Origin of the sequence: Acinetobacter sp. YH12100 (assembly GCF_013419135.1) — a bacterium.
GTDB lineage: Bacteria > Pseudomonadota > Gammaproteobacteria > Pseudomonadales > Moraxellaceae > Acinetobacter > Acinetobacter pseudolwoffii.
The window spans coordinates 1-21,135 of the sequence record NZ_VPAQ01000020.1 but is presented as its reverse complement, the minus strand read 5'-3'; the positions used below and the strand labels follow the sequence as shown (position 1 = coordinate 21,135).

Here is a 21,135-nt window from a genome sequence, read left to right as displayed (position 1 = left end):
TAATGTGTTTAATAAAGATCGTTTACGTATTGCTAAAGAATTACGAGGACTTAGCAATACCGATTTCGCAGAAAAATTGAGTTGCTCTATCTCTAAGGTAAAGCAACTTTTAGACGTGGATAAAGAAATCAATGAAAATGATCAAGATGATATATGCCGTGTATTAAATTTACCCAAGTCATTCTTTGCAGGTAATGACACACAACCACATGAAACAGACCAAATCTTCTATAGATCGGTTGCTCGTATTAAAGCACAGCATAGAAAAGCTAATGAGGCATATACTCTTTTAGCAATAAATATTAACAAGTACTTAAATCAGAAAGTAAAGTTACCTACTTTTCACCGTCCTGATTTAGATATTACTGAGTTTTTGGGTGAATCTAAGTATGCCGATCACCTAGCGTCAGAGTTGAGAGGTTTATGGGCTTTAGGTAATCAACCTATTAATAACATTGTTTCGTTGTGTGAGCTAAAGGGAATCCGTGTCTTTAGATTACCGACTGAAATTCGAGAAATTGATGCACTATCTTTTTTTGATGATGAAAGTGGTAGCCCTTTCATATTTCTAAATACATTTAAGTCTGCCGAAAGAGCCCGCTTCGATTGTGCACACGAACTTGGTCATATCGTTATGCATACGCATAACAAAAAAATTCGTGTCGAGAAAGATAATCGTGTTCTCGAAACTGAAGCGGATCAATTTTCATCTGAATTTTTAATGCCAACAGATGCATTTCTTTCTACTGCTCCACGCTATTTTTCACTAGAAAATATGATTGAGTATAAAAAGATTTGGCGAACATCCCTGAAGGCTATTAACTATAAAGCTCACAAGCTGGGATTAGTTAGTGATTGGGTTAATCGTAGTAACTCTATAAAGATCAATTCGTTGGGCTACAACATTAATGAACCTGAAGAAACTCATCGAGATGAGAGTTTGATGTTGCCCAAAATTATCTCTGTTTTAGCCTCACAACCATCTTTTGATAAAAATAAAATGCTTGATGAAATTGGAATCTCTGAAGAAGATTTTAATCAATTAACATTTGATGCTTTAGTTAAAGTTGAGCCCCCGAAGAAAAAACATAAGTTATATATTGTCGAGTAATACAAACCTTCCTTAAAAATAATGCGCCTTACGGCGCACTATTTATGCAAAATCCTGATTAATTTTTTTATGACTTCACGCCCAACGTAGTTTTGCATCCCATAAGTCATACTTTAACTGAAAATGTAACTTGCCCCATCATGACTTTTTTCATATAGCCTACTTGAACTGACACCATAAATCCCATGTGTTCCATAAAGCATCGTATACAATTTCAGATAAATTCTTTAGTTATGTGATCAGGCTATGTGCTCAAATTACCTATTTCCAAATAAAAGAAATTTGACACTCTTAGGTGTCGATACAAGCCAGTTTGATCTTGAGCTTAAGGATCATGTATTCCCTTCCTATCATGCTCCAATCATTCTGAACGGCTCAGATCACTTAGAGCTTGATATTGCAAAGTTTGGATTACTACCGAGCTGGGCGAAAGAATTGAAGTTCAGCAGTCATACTTATAACGCCAGAACTGAGTCTGTAGCAGATAAGCCTAGCTTTCGACATGCTTGGAAGTACAGCAAGTTCTGCCTAGTCCCAGTACAAGAATTTTATGAGCCGAAATACATCAATGACAAGCCACACTGGTACACCATCAAGCGTAAAGATGATCAGCCTTTTACTGTTGCAGGGATCTATGATGATGCAGTGATTAATGGCAATAAGGTACGTTCCTTTTCAATGTTGACCATCAATTCGGACCATCACCCTTTTATGAAACAATTCCATGCACCGAAGGATGAGAAGCGATCCATCATCGTTATTCCAGAACAGTACAGAAAAGACTGGCTAACAGCCGATCATGAACATGCGCATGAATATTTCTTTCAAATGCCCGATGAATTCGTCACATTTCCACGCGATGAGCAGAAACAAAACGTCTTATTCTGACGCATCCTTGTTTATCCACAACTTTTTAAATTTGAATTTTAAACGCTGTTAGTAATATCCTATTTAAACAAATTCTACTTCCAAACACGCCTCGTAGCGTAGGAGTATCTCATGTCTAAGAAGTTGCCTATTTACTTCTCTGACGACGCATGGTCATCTTTACAAGAGCTCATGGGTCCAGAGGGTAAACCAAGTCCTACCATCAACACCGTGCTTGAACAAATCGCTGTTCAAAATGAGCTTGTTGAAAAATTAGGGCTTACTGCTGTCCTACCCAAATCCAAAGTATCTATTCCCGTCTCTTTAGAGCGTATTCCTGCAGGTCCGGCCTTCAGCACCAAGGATGAGCAAGACAAAGCACTCGATCTGAATGAGTTCCTGATTCACAACCCTATTTCTACTTTTATTGCCTATGTAGACAGTGAATCCATGCTCGATGCTGGCCTAGAGATTAATGATCCAATCATTATTGATCGCAGTATTGAAGCCAAGCATTACGATATCGTGGTTGCCCTGATTGATGACAATGCCTCGACCATTAAGCGGCTGATGATCACCAATAAGATGTCCAAGTCTGAAATCAAAGAAATATTTGGAGATGAAGATTATCCGCTTCCAGAACTTTGGTTGAAGGCTGAAAATTCGAATTACAATCACATCATTCCTGATGATAGTCAGACCATATCAATCTGGGGTGTGGTGACTTTTAATTTAAAGCGTATTTATCACCGCTCATAAAAAGAAGAATAACCATGCAAAGTGAAAATGAAATATTCGCGTTAGTCGACGTGAATAATTGCTACGTCTCGTGTGAGCGTGTGTTTAATCCTGCCTTGAATGATCGCCCAACCATTGTGCTCAGCAACAATGACGGCTGTGCCGTGGCCAGAAGCCAGGAAGCGAAAGACTTAGGCATCAAGATGGGTGTTCCTGTATTCCAAATTAAAGAGCTGATCAAACAACATAACATTCAGGTGCTATCCAGTAATTTCTCCTTATATGGCGAAATGTCCAAGCGCTTTATGGAGCTGCCTGGGGACTATGTTGCACCAGGAGATACAAGGTCTATTCCATTGATGAATGCTTTCTGAAGCTCACAGCTTACGAGCATCTATTTGACCTGACTGTATATGCTCAAGACATGAGGGCTAAGGCTTGGCGTTGGTTAGGCCTACCCTGCTGTATTGGAATTGGTCGCTCTAAAACCGAAGCCAAGATTGCCAATCATCTCGCCAAGAAAAACAAGTTCTTCAATGGGGTCTGTAATCTGGCCCATATGGACCCATGCTCTACAGAAACGCTACTCGCGCAGGTTGATGTGTCTGAGGTTTGGGGCGTAGGCAGACAGAACTGTAAGAAGCTCAATACTATGGGTGTTCAATCTGTGCTGGATCTGATCAATGCCAATCCTAAAGAAATCAAAAAGCAGTTTAGTATCGTGATGGAAAAGACGGTGCTTGAGCTACAGGGCCTTTCTTGTATTGACCTTAGTGATGATACTGTAGCGAAGAAGCAAATCATCAGCAGCCGTTCATATGGCAACCCAGTGTATGAAATGGATGACATTAAAGCTTCGGTTCGGCTTTATGTGGCCAGAGCCGTGAAACGAATGCGGGAAGATGGCTCAATCTGCAAGATGATCGGCGTGTATATCCAAACCAGTCGCTTTGATAATACAGAGCGCTACTCGCCTTACATCGTCGTTCAAATGCATGAGCATACGGATGATCTACTGCTCATCACCAAGGCCGCGATGAAAGGCATCGATCAGATATTTAAGAAAGGCTTTAAGTATAAAAAGGCGGGAATCGTGCTGCTCGAAATTACAGATCAATCCAAGTTTGTGCCCGATCTATTCACGGACTATTCACATAAGCAAGAGCGAGAAAGGCTTTCAGATGCCGTCGAAGCCATCAGTGAACGGTTTGGGAAGAATCTCGTCACGCTAGGCATTGCCAACAATAAAGAAGCCACATGGCACATGAATCAAAACCTTAGATCACCTTCGTATTTAACCAAATGGTCTGACTTACCAAGAGTAGGATAAAAACATGCACTTATTTAAATTAACTGACGAACAACTCGCACAAATTCTTATCCCGAAACGATTTGTACCACCTACTCCACCTGAACATGAAGGCAAGAATATGGTCTATGTATTTGATAGTGAGGATAAGTTTGAACTGACTTATGATGAGCTGGTGGAAATCATTAGCAAAGCTAGAATGGCTGGTCCGAAGTTGATACCTGTCTTAGGCACCGTGAATTAAATTGTGCAGTGTTCGCACGCCACTTGAAACATAACTTGATTGGAAATGAATTTGGGCTGAGAAAAATTCAGTTCAAATTTAACCTGACGGGCACACTAAAAAATGGGTAATTGTCAGATCGAGTTTGGACTACAACACTTTAGCTCATCGATTTACCATACCGCTAATCTTCACACCATTTTCGTAAATCCAGCGATCAAACTGTGATACTACATTCCGCTTATTAATCCAAGTCAGCATGGTGCTTTTCATAAAGGCAGTTTACTTATAAACAGGGAAATTTCTAAACAATTCCCCTTTAACATGCTTAGGCTATTTGATCCAGAGTTCATCTTTTTGCATCATTTTTAACATTAAATTAAATATAACCAGCGGAGTAACATTTTTTTTGTTAGAGCCGACAACTCTTTGAAAACTAAATTTAACGGTTCGCTCAGGAGCATCCAAATTAACTGGGTAGTTTTGTTTTTCTAAATACAGATGATCTCCTAACATTGGCTCTATACCAGTAATAAAATTAACAATTTGTTGCTCATCACCTTTCATTCGGCATTGAAAATGTAGAAAATTCTTACGCAGTTTTCCAAATAATAATAATATTTTAAGCGCCTTAACCATGTTCTTTTCTTTCAGTGCATCTTGCTGCCTATCATCTTTATAATGAAAATCAAGGAGAGGAATTATTTCATCTGGACGAGTCAGTTTTTTAGCCTTTTCGTAAAGTTCATCAAACCAACTCTCTTCTAAATTCTTACTATAAACATAATTCGTTTTTAAATTAAATTTTTGGCGATCCATCCATTTAGTGCTCATCCATTGACATCGTTGCATCCATTCTTGAGCTTGGGTATCTTCGCTTAAACGACCTTCTCTAAAACTTATCAAACGTTGAAAAGGTGTCAGAGTACTCTTCTCTATACTAAACTTCTTTTCTTGTCGGCCAGCCATCGTAACTGGCTGTGTTTGCTGATAAGAATTAAACCATTTCTGCTGCTGAGTATAACGATTTAGGTTTATGTAGTCTGTACTTGACTTCACTGGACTAAAACACTGTTCTAATACTTTTTTTGAAATGATACACGGCGAATTATAAATTCGATCGACTGCTAATAAATCCAAAACATGAAGGTAATTTGAAGCCGTTTGCTCAATACTGCTATGCCCCATCCAAGAGGCGAGCACCTGCCATTTATGTTGAATAATCTCTTCTTGAGCACGTGCTTTCATACCAAACAATAAATCCCTCATCTTTTTTGCTTTTACCCAAGGACAATCTGTGTAGGTCTTGATCATTTCTTTTGAACCGAGCAAAGTTATTGCTAGATAGTTAGCAGCACTGTGGCGTAATGTATGAAAACTAAAGCCATGATGCATACCTAATATTTGACTAAACAAATCTACTGTAATTTTGCTGATACATTGATCAGTTAATACACGATGATTCACACTAAAAAGTAGATCATCCTGCTGATTAACCAAATATTGCTCATAACGATGTTGTATGTAACGTTGTACTACTAAAAACTCATGTTCTGACAATGCAATTTTCAATGGTATTTGACGATTCGCACTTCGCGTTTTCAGACGGCGATATGAATTGTCTTGGATATGAAGCGTGATATTATTAAAAACTGTATTTTCTTTTTCTTTATAAAGTAGCTCTGGGCAAATAATATCTTGTATTTTAAGACAACGAACTTCATTTAATCGAAGTCCAGTTCTATAACTTAGTAAATACATCAGCTTTAAACAACTCAGATGATCGACCCACTCTGATGCCGTTGGCTCTTGACTTAAATTTTCTAGTTTTTCCAATAATTTGCCAAATAGCAAAGGACTCACTAGCCGTGCATTGCAAATTTGTAAATGCTTAAAACTTGAATTCTGTAACACCAATACCCCTGGAGCATCATAATTCTCTATACAGAATTGATGAAAATCTTTTAGGCGACCAAAACGGTATTCTGCGCTTTGGTGCATCTTACGAGAGGTTTTTCCTTTCACCGAATCTCGTTGAACTGCTTTTTCATCACGTTCACTGCTGTATTTCAATAGCTGCCGATATAAATCCTCATAGTCATCTATGGATTGTTGCTTTAAATCTAATTTATTGAGCCAAATCTCAAATATAAATTCTTTGCCAAACGATCCTAAGTAGCTTTCAATAGTTGATAATTGAAGCCCTCGTTTTTTTAAATGCATTAACCAGTGAATTAAGCGTAGTTGAGCATCAATTAAAGACTTTTCCTCCGTATTAGCATCAACTATCTTCTCCTCTAACACCCTTCTAGTTTCTTGCCAAAAACGTAGCGTGCGTTCTTCTTTATTCCTCTTTTTATCTAAACGCTCAACTTTTTGACCTTTACGTTTCTTTTGACCAAACAACATCAACTCATACGGAATCGTTTGTAATTTGCTTTGAACAGTCGGAACTTCAGGAAGTAACTGCTCTTGTTCAAAATGAATAGGGCGATTATCTGGTTCTGTGACTTGATTGTAATCATTATTCCACAGCAATCTAAATTCGGATGGCCTTAAAGCAACAGTATTAATCTCTTGCTGAAGCACATTACTCAAAAATATATCTATGCTGAGGTTTGGATTAAATTCGAGTACCATTTGCACATCATTAAATGCACGAAATCCACGGCGTTTAATTTGATATTGCAGATCCCCAAGACTTTTTTTCCTGCCTATCTTACTCAAGCTTTCTAAAATACAATCTTCAACTGAATGTTGCAGACAAAATTCTTTCTGAGTAGCTTTCAACTTTTTTAAATATTGCAAAATGAACTGCGCATATGGGTTAAAAAAAACATGTTTCCATTGGTACAACTTTCCCTGTTCTACATCGTTGCCATATTGAGAGTTTTCAACACGATAATGTAGTAACAATGGATTAGTGATTTTTTTGTAGTCCGAATGGTATAACCGAAAACAATTCAGATCTGTACCAAGCTCAATGGCCTCCTGCAATTGCTTCTGAATAGCAATCAAATGCTGTTCATCTGCACAGCCTGAAATATATATAAAACTTAAGCATAAATTTCCCCATAAGTACTTTGGTTCATTCCAATATTCAAATGAATCTTGCCAATACTGCCTTAATTCCTTAAGTACATGGATATGTAGATGCCCCTGTTCTAACCGTGACTCTGTACTCTCAATTTTTCTAGGCAGTACGATCCGTTTAGTATGTGGATTTAGCTTAATTCTGTATGATTTTTTATCTACATTCTGGTTGAATTGCTTCCTTCTTTTATTAAATTCATCTTCAGTAAATTGCATCAGTTTTGATTGTTCGTCTCGGCTCAACTTTTGACTCAAACAATCAACACTATCTTTAATGTCATGCCATTTTTCAGCGATCTGCTGATCAAGTTTTTGCTGCATTTCTTTCGTCAATACTTCAGGTGGAGAAGGCTGTCTATCTAGCGACTTTTTCACCATTTTATGAATATCAACAAATAGATCATCTAGTTGTGGTTTTATTAGTTCTTTGATTTTTTGCATACAACTATTTTCGCTCTAAGTGTTTAATCGATAAAGATTTGACATTATCTTGCAATTGCTGGCGGGCTTGCTGTACATAGACATTCGGGATAAGTGAAGAATGCGGATGAAAAGCCTCTCGGTCACGTTGGTCATGACCATACAGGGCCTGAATTAAGTGAAAAGCTAATGCTGGTTTACCCTCTTGCTGCTCATGCATCAAAAAGTTCATGTCAAAATGACGTAACCAATTCGAATACATATTCTTTGGAAAGACTCCTTGCATATATGAATTCACCCATTTTCTCGATAAAGGGATTAACTTAATTTTCCTGCTCTGCCATTCTTTGACAGTTATCGGCAAGATATCTTTACTAAAAATGACCTTACCAAAAAGATCATTTACAGTTATCTTCTTCTTTGCAAAGACTTGTCTAAAAAATGAACCGTACGCTTCAATAATTTGTTCTAAAAAGGCAGTGTAATTTTGCAGTGTTTTTATGAAAAAATCAGATAAAGGGATAAAACGACCATCTTTTCTTGCTTTACTATTTTTTTTATCATTCACATATAAAAGCTTGAGCTCAACACAATAATCATCCAAATTCCCCAACAGGTTTTTTTTAGGCCGACTTGCCAAACTCAACAAACTGATATGCCACATCCAACACGCATATGCATTAAGTTGATTAATAATGTGCTTATCTTCTTGGATGTTTTCGTGACAATGTCTATGTAAAATATGGAATTGCTCTTTCACAAAATTGGGTTCAAGTGCCAGTTGGCTCCCTATCCTTCCTATAGATAATGCAGATTGTACTTTGAATTGTTGTTGCAATATTTTTAGTTCAGCCGTGTCTTCAGTAAAATGTGTGGAATGTGGTGTAAGTGCTTTTTCTAAAAAGGCTAGATATGTGCTACTGAGTTGAGTTTTCGGTAGCCCGCCATAATAGATACCAGGCATGTGATGCTGACTATCCCGCCCAGCAATTACATGAGCAAGATATTCATTATATGTTTCATAATATATATGAAAATATAATTGAGCCTGCAGTTTTTCTACAGTGATCGAACCTACAAACCGATTATCAAGCCAATTCTTAAGTTTCGTATTAATGTGTGTTGATGAAATTAGTGGATTCGATGCTTGTTCTATATAGTCAAACCAAGCAGAAGGTAAATGTAGTTGATGTGTCATCACTTCATTCCACCGCACATGATTTAAGCTCTTAATCTTCTGCTCTGTAATTTTAAGATTTAATTTGAGTAAATATTCGCGACGTCTACTTGAACCATTCTGGATCAAAATTCCATCTTGAATAAGCTCGTTAAAATCCATCAGTGCGACGGGTGATAATCCCGTCAAAAGTGACAATAAACATGCTGCAGCGATTGCAGCATCCCTCCAGTGCCCGGATAACTCGGTTCTCAACACATAAACAATTTGCTTCAGTATATCTGGCGCCAAATAATGTGGATTTGTAACAAAAGGAGCATGACGGCGCTGGCGATGCCGCATTAGATGCGTCGCATTATCGCTGAGTATATAATTTAAATTTTTAGACTTTTCATCTTCTGAATAAAACTCCATTTCAGGATCTAATAGATCAACTTCACCCTCTTCATCTTTGTGAAGAGCGGCATCATAAATACTGATCTTTGCGTTATGTCCAATATCTACTTGCTTACCCGTTTTAATTTCACGAAATTTTTTGAGTTCATTTTTCGTCGGCCATTGCAAAACTTTACTTTTTTTTGACTTACGCTGACGATGAACAACACGACGATCATCAAGTCTTTTAAAAATTATTAATAGAGCCGATAAATACTCTATGGCTTGTACTTGTTTGAAATCTTTAATATTAAAAAGTTGATTACGATCCTCCTTTTTCAAGTTACGTTCGTACATGACATAGCGATTTAGTAGCTCACTGCATTCTTGAAATAATTCAGCATGATTAGAATCCAGAACATATCGTGATACATAGCGAAAGAGATCACAAACATGTTTTTGCTTATTCTCAGCTTTATCAATTTTTGCAAATTCTTGATACTGCCGATATGTTAAAAAACTCGCTTGTAGAATCAAATAACGTTCAGACGACAGCTCTTGAGTATTACTAGTAGTCGGGCATGCAAAATAACTTAAAGAAGCTAGATAATAATATTTACCTAATTGTCTAGAACTAGATATATAGCCATATATCTGTTGTGCTTCCTTATATAGAGCATGGGCTTTTTCACGTAAATCATCTGATAGATCGACAAATTGTGTATTCACAACATGATTGCGTAATAAACAATAATCTTTTTGGAATTTTTCTGCTAAATCTAAGAATTGCTCTTCTGTTTCAATCTTTGGCATATTCGCTTTCGCTTAATTTTTTATCAAATTGCATTGGTTAAATTCATTACGATCTGAACAATTTGGTAAAAGTTGATCTTTTATTGAACTCTTTGTCAGCTTAAAAAATCTAGCAAAAAATTTAGCATCCAGCTCTTTCTGAGCTTTTCTCTCAAAGCACAAGTGTTGCTGTGATTTTTCGATAAAATCATCAAGATTATGTATCAACTGTAAGATTGCAACATAATTAGAATGTACACGTAAGCATGGCTCCGTTTGCATTAATAGCAATATTTTTTGCCAAATTTTCACATAGATTATTTTGAACTTTGCTTGTACTACTACTTTCTGGCTCTGTTTAATCTTTTTGATTTTCAGTAGTTCTGAGTTAATTTTTACTATCTTAAATTGAACATTTTGTCGCTCAAAGCAAAAGGGCATGATAAATTGCCCCATAAATATCTCTATATTTTTTACTAAATAGTCAAATTTTAACATTTTTATCGATATAAAAAATGAGCATATCTTTGTATATTAAAATTCATTTAATTTATCAACTAAATTTTCTCAAAATTACAATTATCAACAAATACATATGGTTTACTTATCATGGGTGGTCTAAATTTTAAAAATTCTTCCACTTTTTTTTAGTTTTCTGTTATTACATGAAACAATACCGTTGTATTACATTTTGAAATGCTGTGTATGCAGCATTGATCAAAAAGATTCTCTGCTATACTTACTTCACGTGTAGCATCAATGGAGTTTCGAAATGCTCAGAACCACTGAACAGAAAAAAAAATATATTCAAGCGACACGTGCGCAAAACTATCAAGCCAGCCTAAAGCTTGAAGGCATTACAACGACAGCTCAAACAACTCAACAAAGTAAAGCTGAAATCTTGCAAAAATATAAGAAGTATTCGCAACCCGAAACTTAGTCAGGTGCATGTATGGATAAATATGGGGAAATGGGTGACAGCCTGTATTGTTACCCTGGCACAAATATCCTAAAGAACAAACTCAATATTCATGATGAACAAATTTTAGAACAAGCTGAACTAGAACTGTCTGGATTGGCAAGTAACTTAATTGAATATGCTGAACCACCTTACGACTTACAATACTTAAAATCAATTCATGCGCAGCTCTTTGGCGACTTATACGACTGGGCAGGAAAGTTAAGACAAATCGATATTTCCAAAGGTGACACCCGTTTTTGTAATTTTTCCCGTATTGAAATTGAAACCAATAAACTACTCAAACCGCTTCAAGAAAAAAAATACTTTCAAGGCTTAGCAGCACAACAACTGATTCCTCAACTTGCCGACTTGTATTGTGAGCTTAATGTCATACACCCATTCCGTGAAGGTAATGGACGTACACAACGGATTTTCTTTGAGCATCTGATTGCTCATTGTGGTTATGGTATTGATTGGTCTCGCATTGACTCTCAACAACAATGGATTCAAGCCAATATTGAAGGTTTTTATGGTAATTTAAATCCATTAATTAAGATTTTTGAAATATGCTTTATTCAAAATACCTAAAATTTAAGTAGTCGAAGCCCACAATCCTTAATGAGCCATCATCTTTGCTTCAATCCACTGATTAATTTCCCAAATAAACCAACAATCACGATTCTTAGAAATCTTAATACTCTTCGGGTAATTTAGGATCGTAATATTCAGATTACTTATCCAGAATTGAATAGATCGTTAACTTAGATAGACTTTTAAGCAATGTAACTTGCCGCATGTTTATCAACATATGTCTCAAAAAAGTCTGCCCATACATAGATTTATGGCGTTTAGTGCTTAAATTTCAGATTAATCTTCGTCTGATGACCTGAATGGATGTTACAGATTACATGCAGGTGAATTACTCTGTGGCTGTATCATGGCTTTTGTGCAATCCAATCCATTTGATCCGAATGTTCTCTTTTGCAATAAAGCAGCCTCTTCTGCTTTTCCTGAACCAACGAACTATGTCATTGATTTGATTCAACCGACAACAGTGATGCTGAATCAAATCTCCAAAGAAGGGATTAAATGCAAGAAATGTGGTAAGAAAAAGATAGGGGATGGAAGTTATTATCCGTCTAATTGGAACCAGCCCATGAGTCGAGATCAGTTGAGTAAGAATCATTTTAAATGAATAAGAGAAGGATGGCTTACCTCACTTCTCCGAATAACAATGCTATGCTTTTCAACCAAGGTTATAAATTGGCAACTACATTTCATTCTTCTTCATGCTGGTCCTATAGCCTGTAGACAATTACTACATCATTTGCATTCAATGCTCAATACAGCCTGTCAGCAGAACCGCAGCGATACTTTTTTTCGTGCATACATGTAGTGTTTAAATCCATTCATTTTTCAATGATCCTCTGCCGTTTATCACATTTATGGTCGATCTTTAACCTTGTGAAAAATGCACATACCGATCCCTTCAAACTGTCAAATTTATGTATGCATGACATTTAAAGAAAATTATCTGATCAATTTTTTTAGGTAAAATTCATCAAGAAAAAAGTTATTATTATTCATAACATCACCAATAACCACATAAAAACAATAATTTAATAAATTATTCTTCCAATTTTTTTATATTTAGTGTTATTACCTCTAAATCCATGTTTACCACCTTCTATTACATAAGTAATTTAGAAGTATCCACGATATAAATTGCTTGCCCTCACACCTCTCCCCTCTCACGCCCAAAAAATTTATACTGAAAGGCAGATTAAGCCCGTTCGAGTTACATATAGCCGCATGCTATATTGAAAGCATTAAGAAAATATCCTCAATATTTATAGGATTTTTAAAGTATGAACTAATTTTCGAAGAACCCTTTCTAAGTAATGTGACCTATTAGGAAAAATGAAAATACTGAAATCTCCGTATCAACAATCAGTCAAAGTACATCCTGATGATTTTCTGTAACCGATACCCAAGGACTATACCTACCCTTCTGATGTGCTGTGCAACAAAGCCCTCCTTAGCCACACTATAGCTATAGATTAATTCCATTATTTTGTGATTTAATTAAATTATTCATTCTTAAGACCCAATTTAATGGATTTATATTTCACTAAACCAGAAGAAGTTGTGACTCTTTTAGGTGAGCGTTTACGTAAGCAACGACTCTTTCTGGAGATGTCTCAAGCTGAGGTAGCAGCACGCGCTGGTGTCGGCGTGAATACAGTTTCGAATCTTGAAGCGGGACGAAATGTATCTGTTGAAAATTTAGTCCGTATTGCAATGGTCTTGGGTCGATTAAACGAACTTCAGGAACTATTTAAACCTCAGCTTAACAGTGTGAATGACATTCTTCGCTATGAGAGTCAAAGTAAGCGCCACCGTATTAAGAGGAAGGGATAATGCTCAATAGACTTAATGTTTATTACAACGGTTGGGGCGAATCATGGTTATGGGGAACGCTGATTAGTTCAACAGCCACGACAGGTAGACCCACCATTGCTTTTGAATATAGTCCAGAAGCAATACAGCAAGGTGTTGAGCTCTCTTCTTACTTGCTGCCTTTAAAAGGTCTACCATTCAGACAAGGTTTTCCTACTCATCAAATGGGACTCCCAGGTCCAGTCTATGACGCTTTACCAGATGGTTGGGGCATGATGTTGATGGATCGATATTTCAAAAAAATTGGCTTAAATTCAGCACGAATTGGACCTTTGGAGCGTCTGACCTATATTAGTAGTCACGCAATGGGTGCCCTCTCCTTTGAACCTTGTGTTGCTGACATGCAAACCTCAGAAAATATCCCTTTACAACAACTGGCCCAGGAAGTTCAAGAAGTACTCAAAGGTGAAGGTGGTGAATTTCTACAGCATTTATTGGTCATGGGTGGCTCCCCTCAAGGTGCCAGACCAAAAGCGTTGGTTTACCGAGATCCTGTCAATTTAGAGTTTTCGACTCAAGATTCTGATCAACATGAAGCCTGGCTGATTAAGTTTCCTGCTCAGCAAGAGCATCCTGAAGTCTGCGCCATTGAAGCCGTCTATGCAGAATGTTTGCGACTTTGTGCAATTGAGACTCCAGATACCCATTTCTTTAATTTGCCCAATGGTTTAACGGCTTTTGCTTCTAAACGATTCGATCGTCAAAATGGTATGCGGATTCCAATGCAGAGTTTGGCTGCATATACAGGAGCAGACTATAAAGTTCCAGGTAGCCTAGACTATCGCAATTTTCTCCGGGCAACCTTGATGTGTACGCAAGATGTACGAGAAAGATTGCATGCTTTTAAACGTGCTGTGTTTAATGTGCTTTTCAATAATCGGGATGACCATACTAAGAACTTTTCATTTCTCATGGAGAAAAATGGTCAATGGAAATTGGCTCCAGCCTATGATGTGACCTTCTGCGAGGGTCCAGGTGGTTATCATCAAATGGACATTATGGGAGAAGCGCTCAATATTTCCCGAAATGACATACATAAACTCGGTACTTCAGAAGCTAATCTGACTACTCTAGAAGTCGATGAGATCATCTTGACCATGCGTGAAATTGCACTTCAATTTAGTCAAATTGCGCAGCGCCTGTATCCCCATCAAATTCGAGAATCTACCCTACAGATGATTCAATCACGGATTCAACAGAATATTGATTTTTTAACTGAAACCTAAGCGTAAATATAAACTAAGCGCCAACCATCAACTGCAAATAGACTTTGATATAGTTAGTCGCTACATAATCTGTAGAACCTGTGAATTAGCTCTCTTTATAATCACGAATATTAGATGGATCACCGCTAAGATATATTCTGCAAACGTGAAATCACTACATCCAGATCGAAAATCACTAAGAAAAAACTGTCACCAAAAAAAGGTCTGCACTATGGATAGATGCAGACCAAACTCTGGATAACTACCAGCACGAGAAATATGTCGCAATTTTGCATAGACATGAATTTGATAAAATCAGCCCAGAAAGCCAGAAATTCATAAAAACTATTTCATCAATCCCCTATAACTTAATCACGTTCATGGTCGATCTTAAATCTTGTGAAAAGTACTCATGCTGACCTAGCCAAACTGTAAAACTCATGTATTCATAGCCTTTAAATGAATCTTTCAATCGGTATATTTAAGGTAAAAACTAGTAATCAGAAGTTATTATCACCCCCATATAAAACAAGGATCAACTTAAAAACAATAACTTAGTAAATTATTCTTCCATTTTTTTTATATTTAGTGTTATTACGAAACTACAGCTAGTTTGTGTTAGCTATTTTGTACACTAATCAAATAATTTTCAGTGGCAGAACACACCAAAGAAATTAGAAAATATTATATGAATTAATATATTGTTAGATAAAGTTAGGAGATGGACTTTTATTATTTATTTTTCTTACGTTCAGCCTTGCGCTGTTCACTCAATTTTTGATGCTCCTCTTCACTCAATTTAACCTTAGTTTGGTTAAATGGTTTACCCAGTGTTAAGTTATATTTTTCAGCACCTAAAACACGTTTTGCTTCTTTCAGAATTACATCACGAATAAAATCATTCAAAGACTCACCAACGAATCCGGCTGCTTCTTTTAGAACTTTCTCTTCCTCATAATACAAAGGTACAGATGCTAAACGTCCGTGCTCTTTACGAAAGCGTTTCTTCACATCTTGGGTGTGTGGAGTGAGAATAATCTTGTACATTAAATTACGTGTGTATTCGACTTCTTGACCATTAGCATCATCTACAGTCGCTTCAGGATTCTCTAAAATTTCCTCAAGATCATCACCAAAACCTAAAGATGGTTTACTCTTATTTTTAACCATTATAGGATCTCCACCAAGAAATCATTAAATTCATCTCTAGCCTTAGAGCTACCCATTTCCATTACAGACAAGCCTTGAATCGTTGCATCACGGAATTGTTTACGATCACGGATAATGGTGTTTAATAACTTGAATTTAGGAAGTGTTCCTAGCAGTTCGATTGAATCTGCAACTTCAGTAGATCTTGTATTTGATGGAGCTTTATTAACAACCAGATATGGTTGAAGCTTTTCATTGACCTTGTGATAGGTATTAAATAATTTCAATACAAATGGAAGGACTTCAACATCGGCTTGGCTTGGTTGTGTTGGAACAATTAACTTATCACTGACTTGAAGAGCAGATCTAAATTCTTCACTGTCACGCCCAGCTACGTCTAATAAAACATAGTCATATTTCTTTTGAAGATCTAAAAGGATCTTCTTTAAATCACCAGTATGGTATTCAGTATAAACAGGATTTTGAGTTCTACGCTTAGACCATTTAAGAGCTGACTGTTGATCATCAGCATCAACTAGGACTATAGACCCCTTCTTACTCAAGGCTACAGCAAGGTTTGTAGCCAGTGTTGTCTTACCTACTCCACCTTTACGATTGGCAATGGTAATTATCATTTCTTCTTCTACCTAAATAGATGTAACAATAGCTCTATTGTATAAAGGATTAATATAAGTCTACAAGAATAATATTTGTTTATTTTGTAACAGGTTATAGATGTGATGTGCCGCATTAAACTGGGGGTGATACAGATTCTAAAGCACTAAACTATACGGGTTGATATCTTTTTATATATCTGGTTTTAATATTAATTTATGGTACGTTTCAAACTGTAAGCATCCGGTGAACCACCGCTTTTTCTAGCTATTCAATACCGTCCATAGTTTCCATTATTAAAAGTGCTGCATTTGCCCCCAGTAAAAGAAGAACTGAACCGCCGCCAGCAATCAAGAGACTGTTGCTCACATTAGGATTCTACTGCAGCAGATGCTCTAGATAGCTTAGTCTTTTGAATATCAAATATTACTCTAGTATAATTAAATGATCTGTATTGATGAAATCAAGCGTTCTCCAGCCCATGGACATGCATGCGGATATGGATACTGCAATGGCATAGGTGATGAGAGCCTTTGGCTACATCAAACCACATTGCGCTTATCTATTCTGTAATAAGCATGGCCATCGCATGAAAGTCCTGGTGGTCTGGCTTTGTGCCAGACGATTGGAATAGGACAAGTTCCATTGAGCTTTATCCACCAGAGTGAAACTGTAGCACTCAGCCTAGAAAATTACAGGGCTGATCCAGGGTAAACCCTGACAGCGTATTGGACTGCAGCAGGTGATGAATATGCTTTCTATAGAGGAAATCTTAACAATGTCATGACTTAATTGAACTAAATCTACAATCTCTTGGATGTTCATTTAATAGCTGTATTGTTAGAGGTATTAAATGATGTAAAAACTTGTATTTAGTTATTCTAATTACAACATTTTAACTATTTTAAAAGCAGGCTTTGTATTTAATCTAGTATCTTTAACTTTATACCATTTTTCAATATCAGTAGCTTTTGCTTTGTCAGGTATATTAAGTTCATTATAAACATCTTGAATACGAACTTTTATATCTGAACGAAGAATAACTTCATCCTTTTTCAAATTAAGTAAAGTCGGAATTTCAGTTGCATTATCCTTCTGTGCATCTTGAATCTTTAATGCTCTTTCAATTGGTAACTTTCTATATTCAAATTTTCTAATCGTGTCGTGCGTCAAAACATCATAAGCAGTTTTGAAATAGTCATCCTTTGCATCAACCAATTTATAAATTTTAGAATTATCTGCATCTCTTGCTTCACAATATTCTTTCATCGTTTCATAAAAGCACTGGCTATGACCTGATAAAAATTTAGCTACACCTTCAGGTTTATGAGCGAATGCTTTATGTTTTGTTTCATCAGTCAGTAAAGCTCTAAATGAGGCAGAATATCCATCTTCATTAACTTCAGCACCTGCAACAACACGTACCACATAAGTTGCTTCTAGTGCTTCGTATGCCTGTAATTCAGCTTTCAATGCAACGTCTGAAACATACAGTTCACCTTTTTCATCTTTGAATGTGTACTTGTCATCTTCAGCAGCTTTTCTTAATTGTTCACGTCCTGCATCTGACATTTTACCTTCTTTGATATCATTCAAAACGTCTTCGCTGTCTTGGATACGTTTCTGAACTTCCTGCATCCATTCTTCTTTTGTACAACTTGCAGCTTCAGGTAGATTTCCAACTAATAGATTAATGTGTTCATTATATTTTGTGTTTCGAATACGACCACAAATTTGAGGTACAAGTACATGGAAATCTACTTTTGTAGCATCACGGAGTCCATTAATGATGATGTAGGTTTGTCCTTCTTCATCGAAGATGTCTGCACCTTCAAAAGCAGTTGAAGTATACAGATTGATCTTTGCAGGGGCTGAAGTGATGTCACTGATCTTTGCCCATTTCAAGCCAAGCTTACTATTAAATGTTTTTTGGTTTGAATTTGATTTTGAACATACAACTCTAATATCGTCAGGATTAAACAGATTCTTACCTGTTTCCTTATCAACTAAGGCTTTCAACTTACTTAGGATAGATGCAATTTCTGTCACTGAGTTATAGAAGATATGAGCATTGCCTTCAATTGTTCCCATCAAATAATCATAGCACAATCCAAACAAAGCATTGTTTACACCTACGCCATGTTCAATTTTTTGAAGGTTAAATTTAACCGGTCTAACATCACCCCACTCGATTGTACATAGTGGTAAATGTTCGAGTGCTGAAGGAAAATATTCACGTTTTGTTGGTGTCGCTGTTAAGAAAACGTACGAACCAAACTTGTTATAGTTTTGAAGTACATATTCACAAGTAGCTGCTTTGAAACTACCTAAATTCACAAGTGTATGTGCTTCATCAATCAGTAATTTAAATGCTTTTGGATTGAAGCCTGGTGTTGTTAGGAGTTTTGGTAATGAGTCAAAAGTACAAACAATTTTTCTAGAACTTGAAGTGTCTTTTAAATATTCTGTTATTTCTTCTCTCTCGGTATCACCATACACGCCAATTAAATCAACAATTCCTTGGTTGTCTGCTAATTTGGATTTAAGTAGGTTAATGTAAGGAACGAGAACTACATAATTTTTTGCATTACGGATAACTAATGTTGTACCACCACAACCTGTAATTTGTTTATTTACATAACAGTTGTCTGGAAAATCCTTAATTAGATTTGAAAGTTTTTCGGAGCTATCACTAGCTATAATTGTTATTGTATTTGCTTGAGCATCTTGCTCTATTTTTACTGCATTATTTATTACTAAATCTTGTAAATTCATTTATCGGATTACCTAAATAGGTCTTAATTTTTAGTGTCATTTATATGTTGTCAGGATATGAAGTAGTGAGGGATAATCCTCTATCCTATGTGATTAACAGTATCAAAATTATAAATCAATGTCAACACTTTATTTCACACAAGTCCATTGTTTACTCTTTTTAAGTATTTGATTGATAATATTTCAATATAAAAAAGTGTAAAATCAAACTATACACTTTTTTAAGCATACCCCCCTTATCTAAGATAGAAAAGTGTAAGGGTTTCTCTTGGACATAGCATTTTGTCTTGAGATCAACTAACGCACTCTGTTACTCTCATTCTATAGTAAACTGGTTCAGTCGTTTGTTTGCTCAAACTATTACTCGGTATATCAAAATGCTAGCGCATTTAGCTATACGCTCGCAAAGTTTCGAGCTAATAAGATTTGATTGATTAGATAATTATTTTACACTTTTTTTAGAAATGAAAATTAAATATACATTTACTATAAAAACAATTGTTTACAAGAAATACTTTACACTTTTTTTCCCACAGCCCTTTATATTATACAATAAATTGTGTAAGAGCTTAGGCAGTTATCAACAGTTATAAATTCAAAGAGTTCTTTTAAAATAGTAAAACATAGTCCTAAGACAAAAGCTTGTCTTGAGTTAGATATAAATATAATAGTAATCAATTAGTTAAAAATTTTTATCTTAAAAGAAGAATTATAAAAATTAATTAACATTCCTTCTAAAGCTCTGACGAGCCTTAGAACTCATTAACCATCTATAAAACTCTACCCTTTCTCATTTATATTCATGTTCTAAGGAACATAAAAAATCATTTATTAATTTTGTAGAAATAGAGGTAACAGTTTAAAAACATGTCTTTATTCTATTGGACTGAATAGCCACCAAAATTCTAGACACATATATCCATCTTGATCCTCTCTCGCTTTAACAACTGAAAGAAACTCTCGGTAACAGCATTATAATGGCAGTTTCCACGCCGACTCATACTGCTTTCAAGATTATGATGCTTGAGAAATGTCTGCCACCCATGGCTGGTGTATTGACTGCCTTGGTCAGAATGAATCAGGACTTTGTTCTTTGGGTTTCTTCGCCACAAAGCCATCAATAATGCATTTAAAAGCAGGTCTGTGGTGATTCTGGATTTCATCGACCAGCCAACCACAAGACGCGAAAATAAATCAATCACCACCGCAAGATATAACCAGCCTTCATGCGTACGGATATAAGTGATTTCAGTCACCCACAGTTGGTTGGGATGAATTGGATAAATTGTCGGTCTAAAGTGTTTGCAGCAACGACAGCGGTATTACCAGCATGAGATCTAGGTTTACGATAACCCCGCTATGATTTAAGACAATTAGCTTTCATCAACCGATAGACCTGATTGATCCCGTAACTCTCACCAACATCTTTCAAATCACAGTGAATCTTGCGATAGCCAGATTCTAGCCAGAATTACCCAAAGAGTTGTTGCCGTTTCTTGGCAGTTTTACTGGTTGGTTGCTTTAACCTTTAACCATGCGTAATAATCACTGTGATGAACATCCAGAGTTGAACATAAACAACGGATCGGCTATATTTGCTGATTGTCCTGAATAAAGGCGTACCTCATTTGGACTGGCTTGCGAAGTACACCGCGGCCTTTTTTAATATGTCCCTTCCAATACGGCTATTGATACAGCTATTAAAACAGCAAAAACAAACGATAAAATATAAGCAATCACCTACTCAAAAAGCTCAACAACCAAAAGCCGTGAGCCAATTTGATTGCATGCCTTTATAGACCCTACCTCGTCTATCAACATCTAGGACCAGAACAACAACTTTATTCTCCATGACTTGATATACC

At 36.3% G+C, this 21,135-nt stretch carries 16 protein-coding genes and 2 pseudogenes; 10 read left to right on the top strand and 8 right to left on the bottom strand.

Features of this window, described 5'->3' with window-relative positions; all coding sequences use genetic code 11:
* The first annotated feature begins 4 nt into the window (after positions 1 to 4).
* The 5 genes and pseudogenes from FTU40_RS12855 (at position 5) to FTU40_RS12835 (ending at position 4,269) form a co-directional block, all read left to right on the top strand.
* The gene (locus tag FTU40_RS12855) at positions 5 to 1,111 is read left to right on the top strand and encodes an ImmA/IrrE family metallo-endopeptidase (RefSeq protein WP_002046586.1); all 1,107 of its coding nucleotides are present in this window, start codon (positions 5 to 7) and stop codon (positions 1,109 to 1,111) included.
* A 246-nt stretch (positions 1,112 to 1,357) separates the two neighbouring features.
* On the top strand, positions 1,358 to 1,999 hold the full coding sequence (locus FTU40_RS12850; RefSeq protein WP_005245165.1) for an SOS response-associated peptidase: 642 nt from the start codon (positions 1,358 to 1,360) through the stop codon (positions 1,997 to 1,999).
* 111 nt (positions 2,000 to 2,110) lie between these two features.
* Entirely contained in the window at positions 2,111 to 2,737 is a 627-nt protein-coding gene (locus FTU40_RS12845; RefSeq protein WP_000038641.1) for a LexA family transcriptional regulator, read from the top strand.
* 14 nt (positions 2,738 to 2,751) lie between these two features.
* Positions 2,752 to 4,046: pseudogene (locus FTU40_RS12840) on the top strand (Y-family DNA polymerase).
* A gap of 4 nt (positions 4,047 to 4,050) precedes the next feature.
* On the top strand, positions 4,051 to 4,269 hold the full coding sequence (locus FTU40_RS12835; protein ID WP_000550047.1) for a hypothetical protein: 219 nt from the start codon (positions 4,051 to 4,053) through the stop codon (positions 4,267 to 4,269).
* A gap of 144 nt (positions 4,270 to 4,413) precedes the next feature.
* On the opposite strand, the gene FTU40_RS15390 is transcribed toward FTU40_RS12835, so the two are convergent.
* The 4 genes from FTU40_RS15390 to FTU40_RS12820 are packed head-to-tail and all read right to left on the bottom strand — an operon-like array spanning position 4,414 to position 10,603.
* Positions 4,414 to 4,521: a hypothetical protein gene (locus FTU40_RS15390; RefSeq protein ID WP_372551473.1), complete on the bottom strand. Its 108-nt coding sequence runs from the start codon at positions 4,519 to 4,521 to the stop codon at positions 4,414 to 4,416.
* A 60-nt stretch (positions 4,522 to 4,581) separates the two neighbouring features.
* A complete protein-coding gene (locus FTU40_RS12830; protein WP_002046149.1) occupies positions 4,582 to 7,782 on the bottom strand; it encodes a site-specific integrase in 3,201 nt (1,066 codons plus the stop codon).
* A 4-nt stretch (positions 7,783 to 7,786) separates the two neighbouring features.
* Positions 7,787 to 10,126, bottom strand: coding sequence for a hypothetical protein (locus FTU40_RS12825; protein WP_002058482.1), 2,340 nt, complete (start codon positions 10,124 to 10,126; stop codon positions 7,787 to 7,789).
* Positions 10,127 to 10,138: 12 nt separating this feature from the next.
* Positions 10,139 to 10,603 carry a hypothetical protein gene (locus FTU40_RS12820; RefSeq protein WP_000911011.1) on the bottom strand — a complete coding sequence of 155 codons (465 nt, stop codon included), beginning with the start codon at positions 10,601 to 10,603 and terminating at the stop codon, positions 10,139 to 10,141.
* Between the two features lie 274 nt (positions 10,604 to 10,877).
* Between FTU40_RS12820 and FTU40_RS12815 the strand changes: the two genes are divergently transcribed.
* The 5 genes from FTU40_RS12815 to FTU40_RS12795 all read left to right on the top strand — a co-directional run bounded on the left by FTU40_RS12815 (position 10,878) and on the right by FTU40_RS12795 (position 14,752).
* Positions 10,878 to 11,045, top strand: a complete 168-nt coding sequence (locus FTU40_RS12815) for a YhfG family protein (RefSeq protein ID WP_002125865.1) — start codon at positions 10,878 to 10,880, stop codon at positions 11,043 to 11,045.
* A gap of 12 nt (positions 11,046 to 11,057) precedes the next feature.
* Positions 11,058 to 11,654, top strand: coding sequence for a putative adenosine monophosphate-protein transferase Fic (locus tag FTU40_RS12810; RefSeq protein ID WP_159138897.1), 597 nt, complete (start codon positions 11,058 to 11,060; stop codon positions 11,652 to 11,654).
* Positions 11,655 to 12,003: 349 nt separating this feature from the next.
* Positions 12,004 to 12,261: a hypothetical protein gene (locus FTU40_RS12805; protein ID WP_004726728.1), complete on the top strand. Its 258-nt coding sequence runs from the start codon at positions 12,004 to 12,006 to the stop codon at positions 12,259 to 12,261.
* Between the two features lie 920 nt (positions 12,262 to 13,181).
* The gene (locus FTU40_RS12800; protein WP_000366814.1) at positions 13,182 to 13,487 is read left to right on the top strand and encodes a helix-turn-helix domain-containing protein; all 306 of its coding nucleotides are present in this window, start codon (positions 13,182 to 13,184) and stop codon (positions 13,485 to 13,487) included.
* Positions 13,487 to 14,752 (top strand): type II toxin-antitoxin system HipA family toxin, encoded by a 1,266-nt coding sequence (locus FTU40_RS12795; protein ID WP_000934717.1) that lies wholly within the window; start codon positions 13,487 to 13,489, stop codon positions 14,750 to 14,752. The genes FTU40_RS12800 and FTU40_RS12795 overlap by 1 nt, the downstream gene beginning before the upstream one ends.
* 711 nt (positions 14,753 to 15,463) lie before the next feature.
* Here the strand turns inward: FTU40_RS12795 and FTU40_RS12790 are convergent.
* The 4 genes and pseudogenes from FTU40_RS12790 to FTU40_RS15270 all read right to left on the bottom strand — a co-directional run.
* Complete coding sequence (locus FTU40_RS12790; protein ID WP_100355857.1) at positions 15,464 to 15,901, bottom strand: hypothetical protein; 438 nt, start codon at positions 15,899 to 15,901, stop codon at positions 15,464 to 15,466.
* A complete protein-coding gene (locus FTU40_RS12785; protein ID WP_100355858.1) occupies positions 15,901 to 16,515 on the bottom strand; it encodes an AAA family ATPase in 615 nt (204 codons plus the stop codon). Before FTU40_RS12785 ends, FTU40_RS12790 begins: the two co-directional genes overlap by 1 nt.
* 865 nt (positions 16,516 to 17,380) lie before the next feature.
* A complete protein-coding gene (locus FTU40_RS12780) occupies positions 17,381 to 19,270 on the bottom strand; it encodes a DEAD/DEAH box helicase family protein (protein ID WP_100355859.1) in 1,890 nt (629 codons plus the stop codon).
* 914 nt (positions 19,271 to 20,184) lie between these two features.
* A pseudogene (locus FTU40_RS15270) lies at positions 20,185 to 20,937 on the bottom strand (IS3 family transposase); the annotation flags it as partial.
* Positions 20,938 to 21,135: the final 198 nt, after the last annotated feature.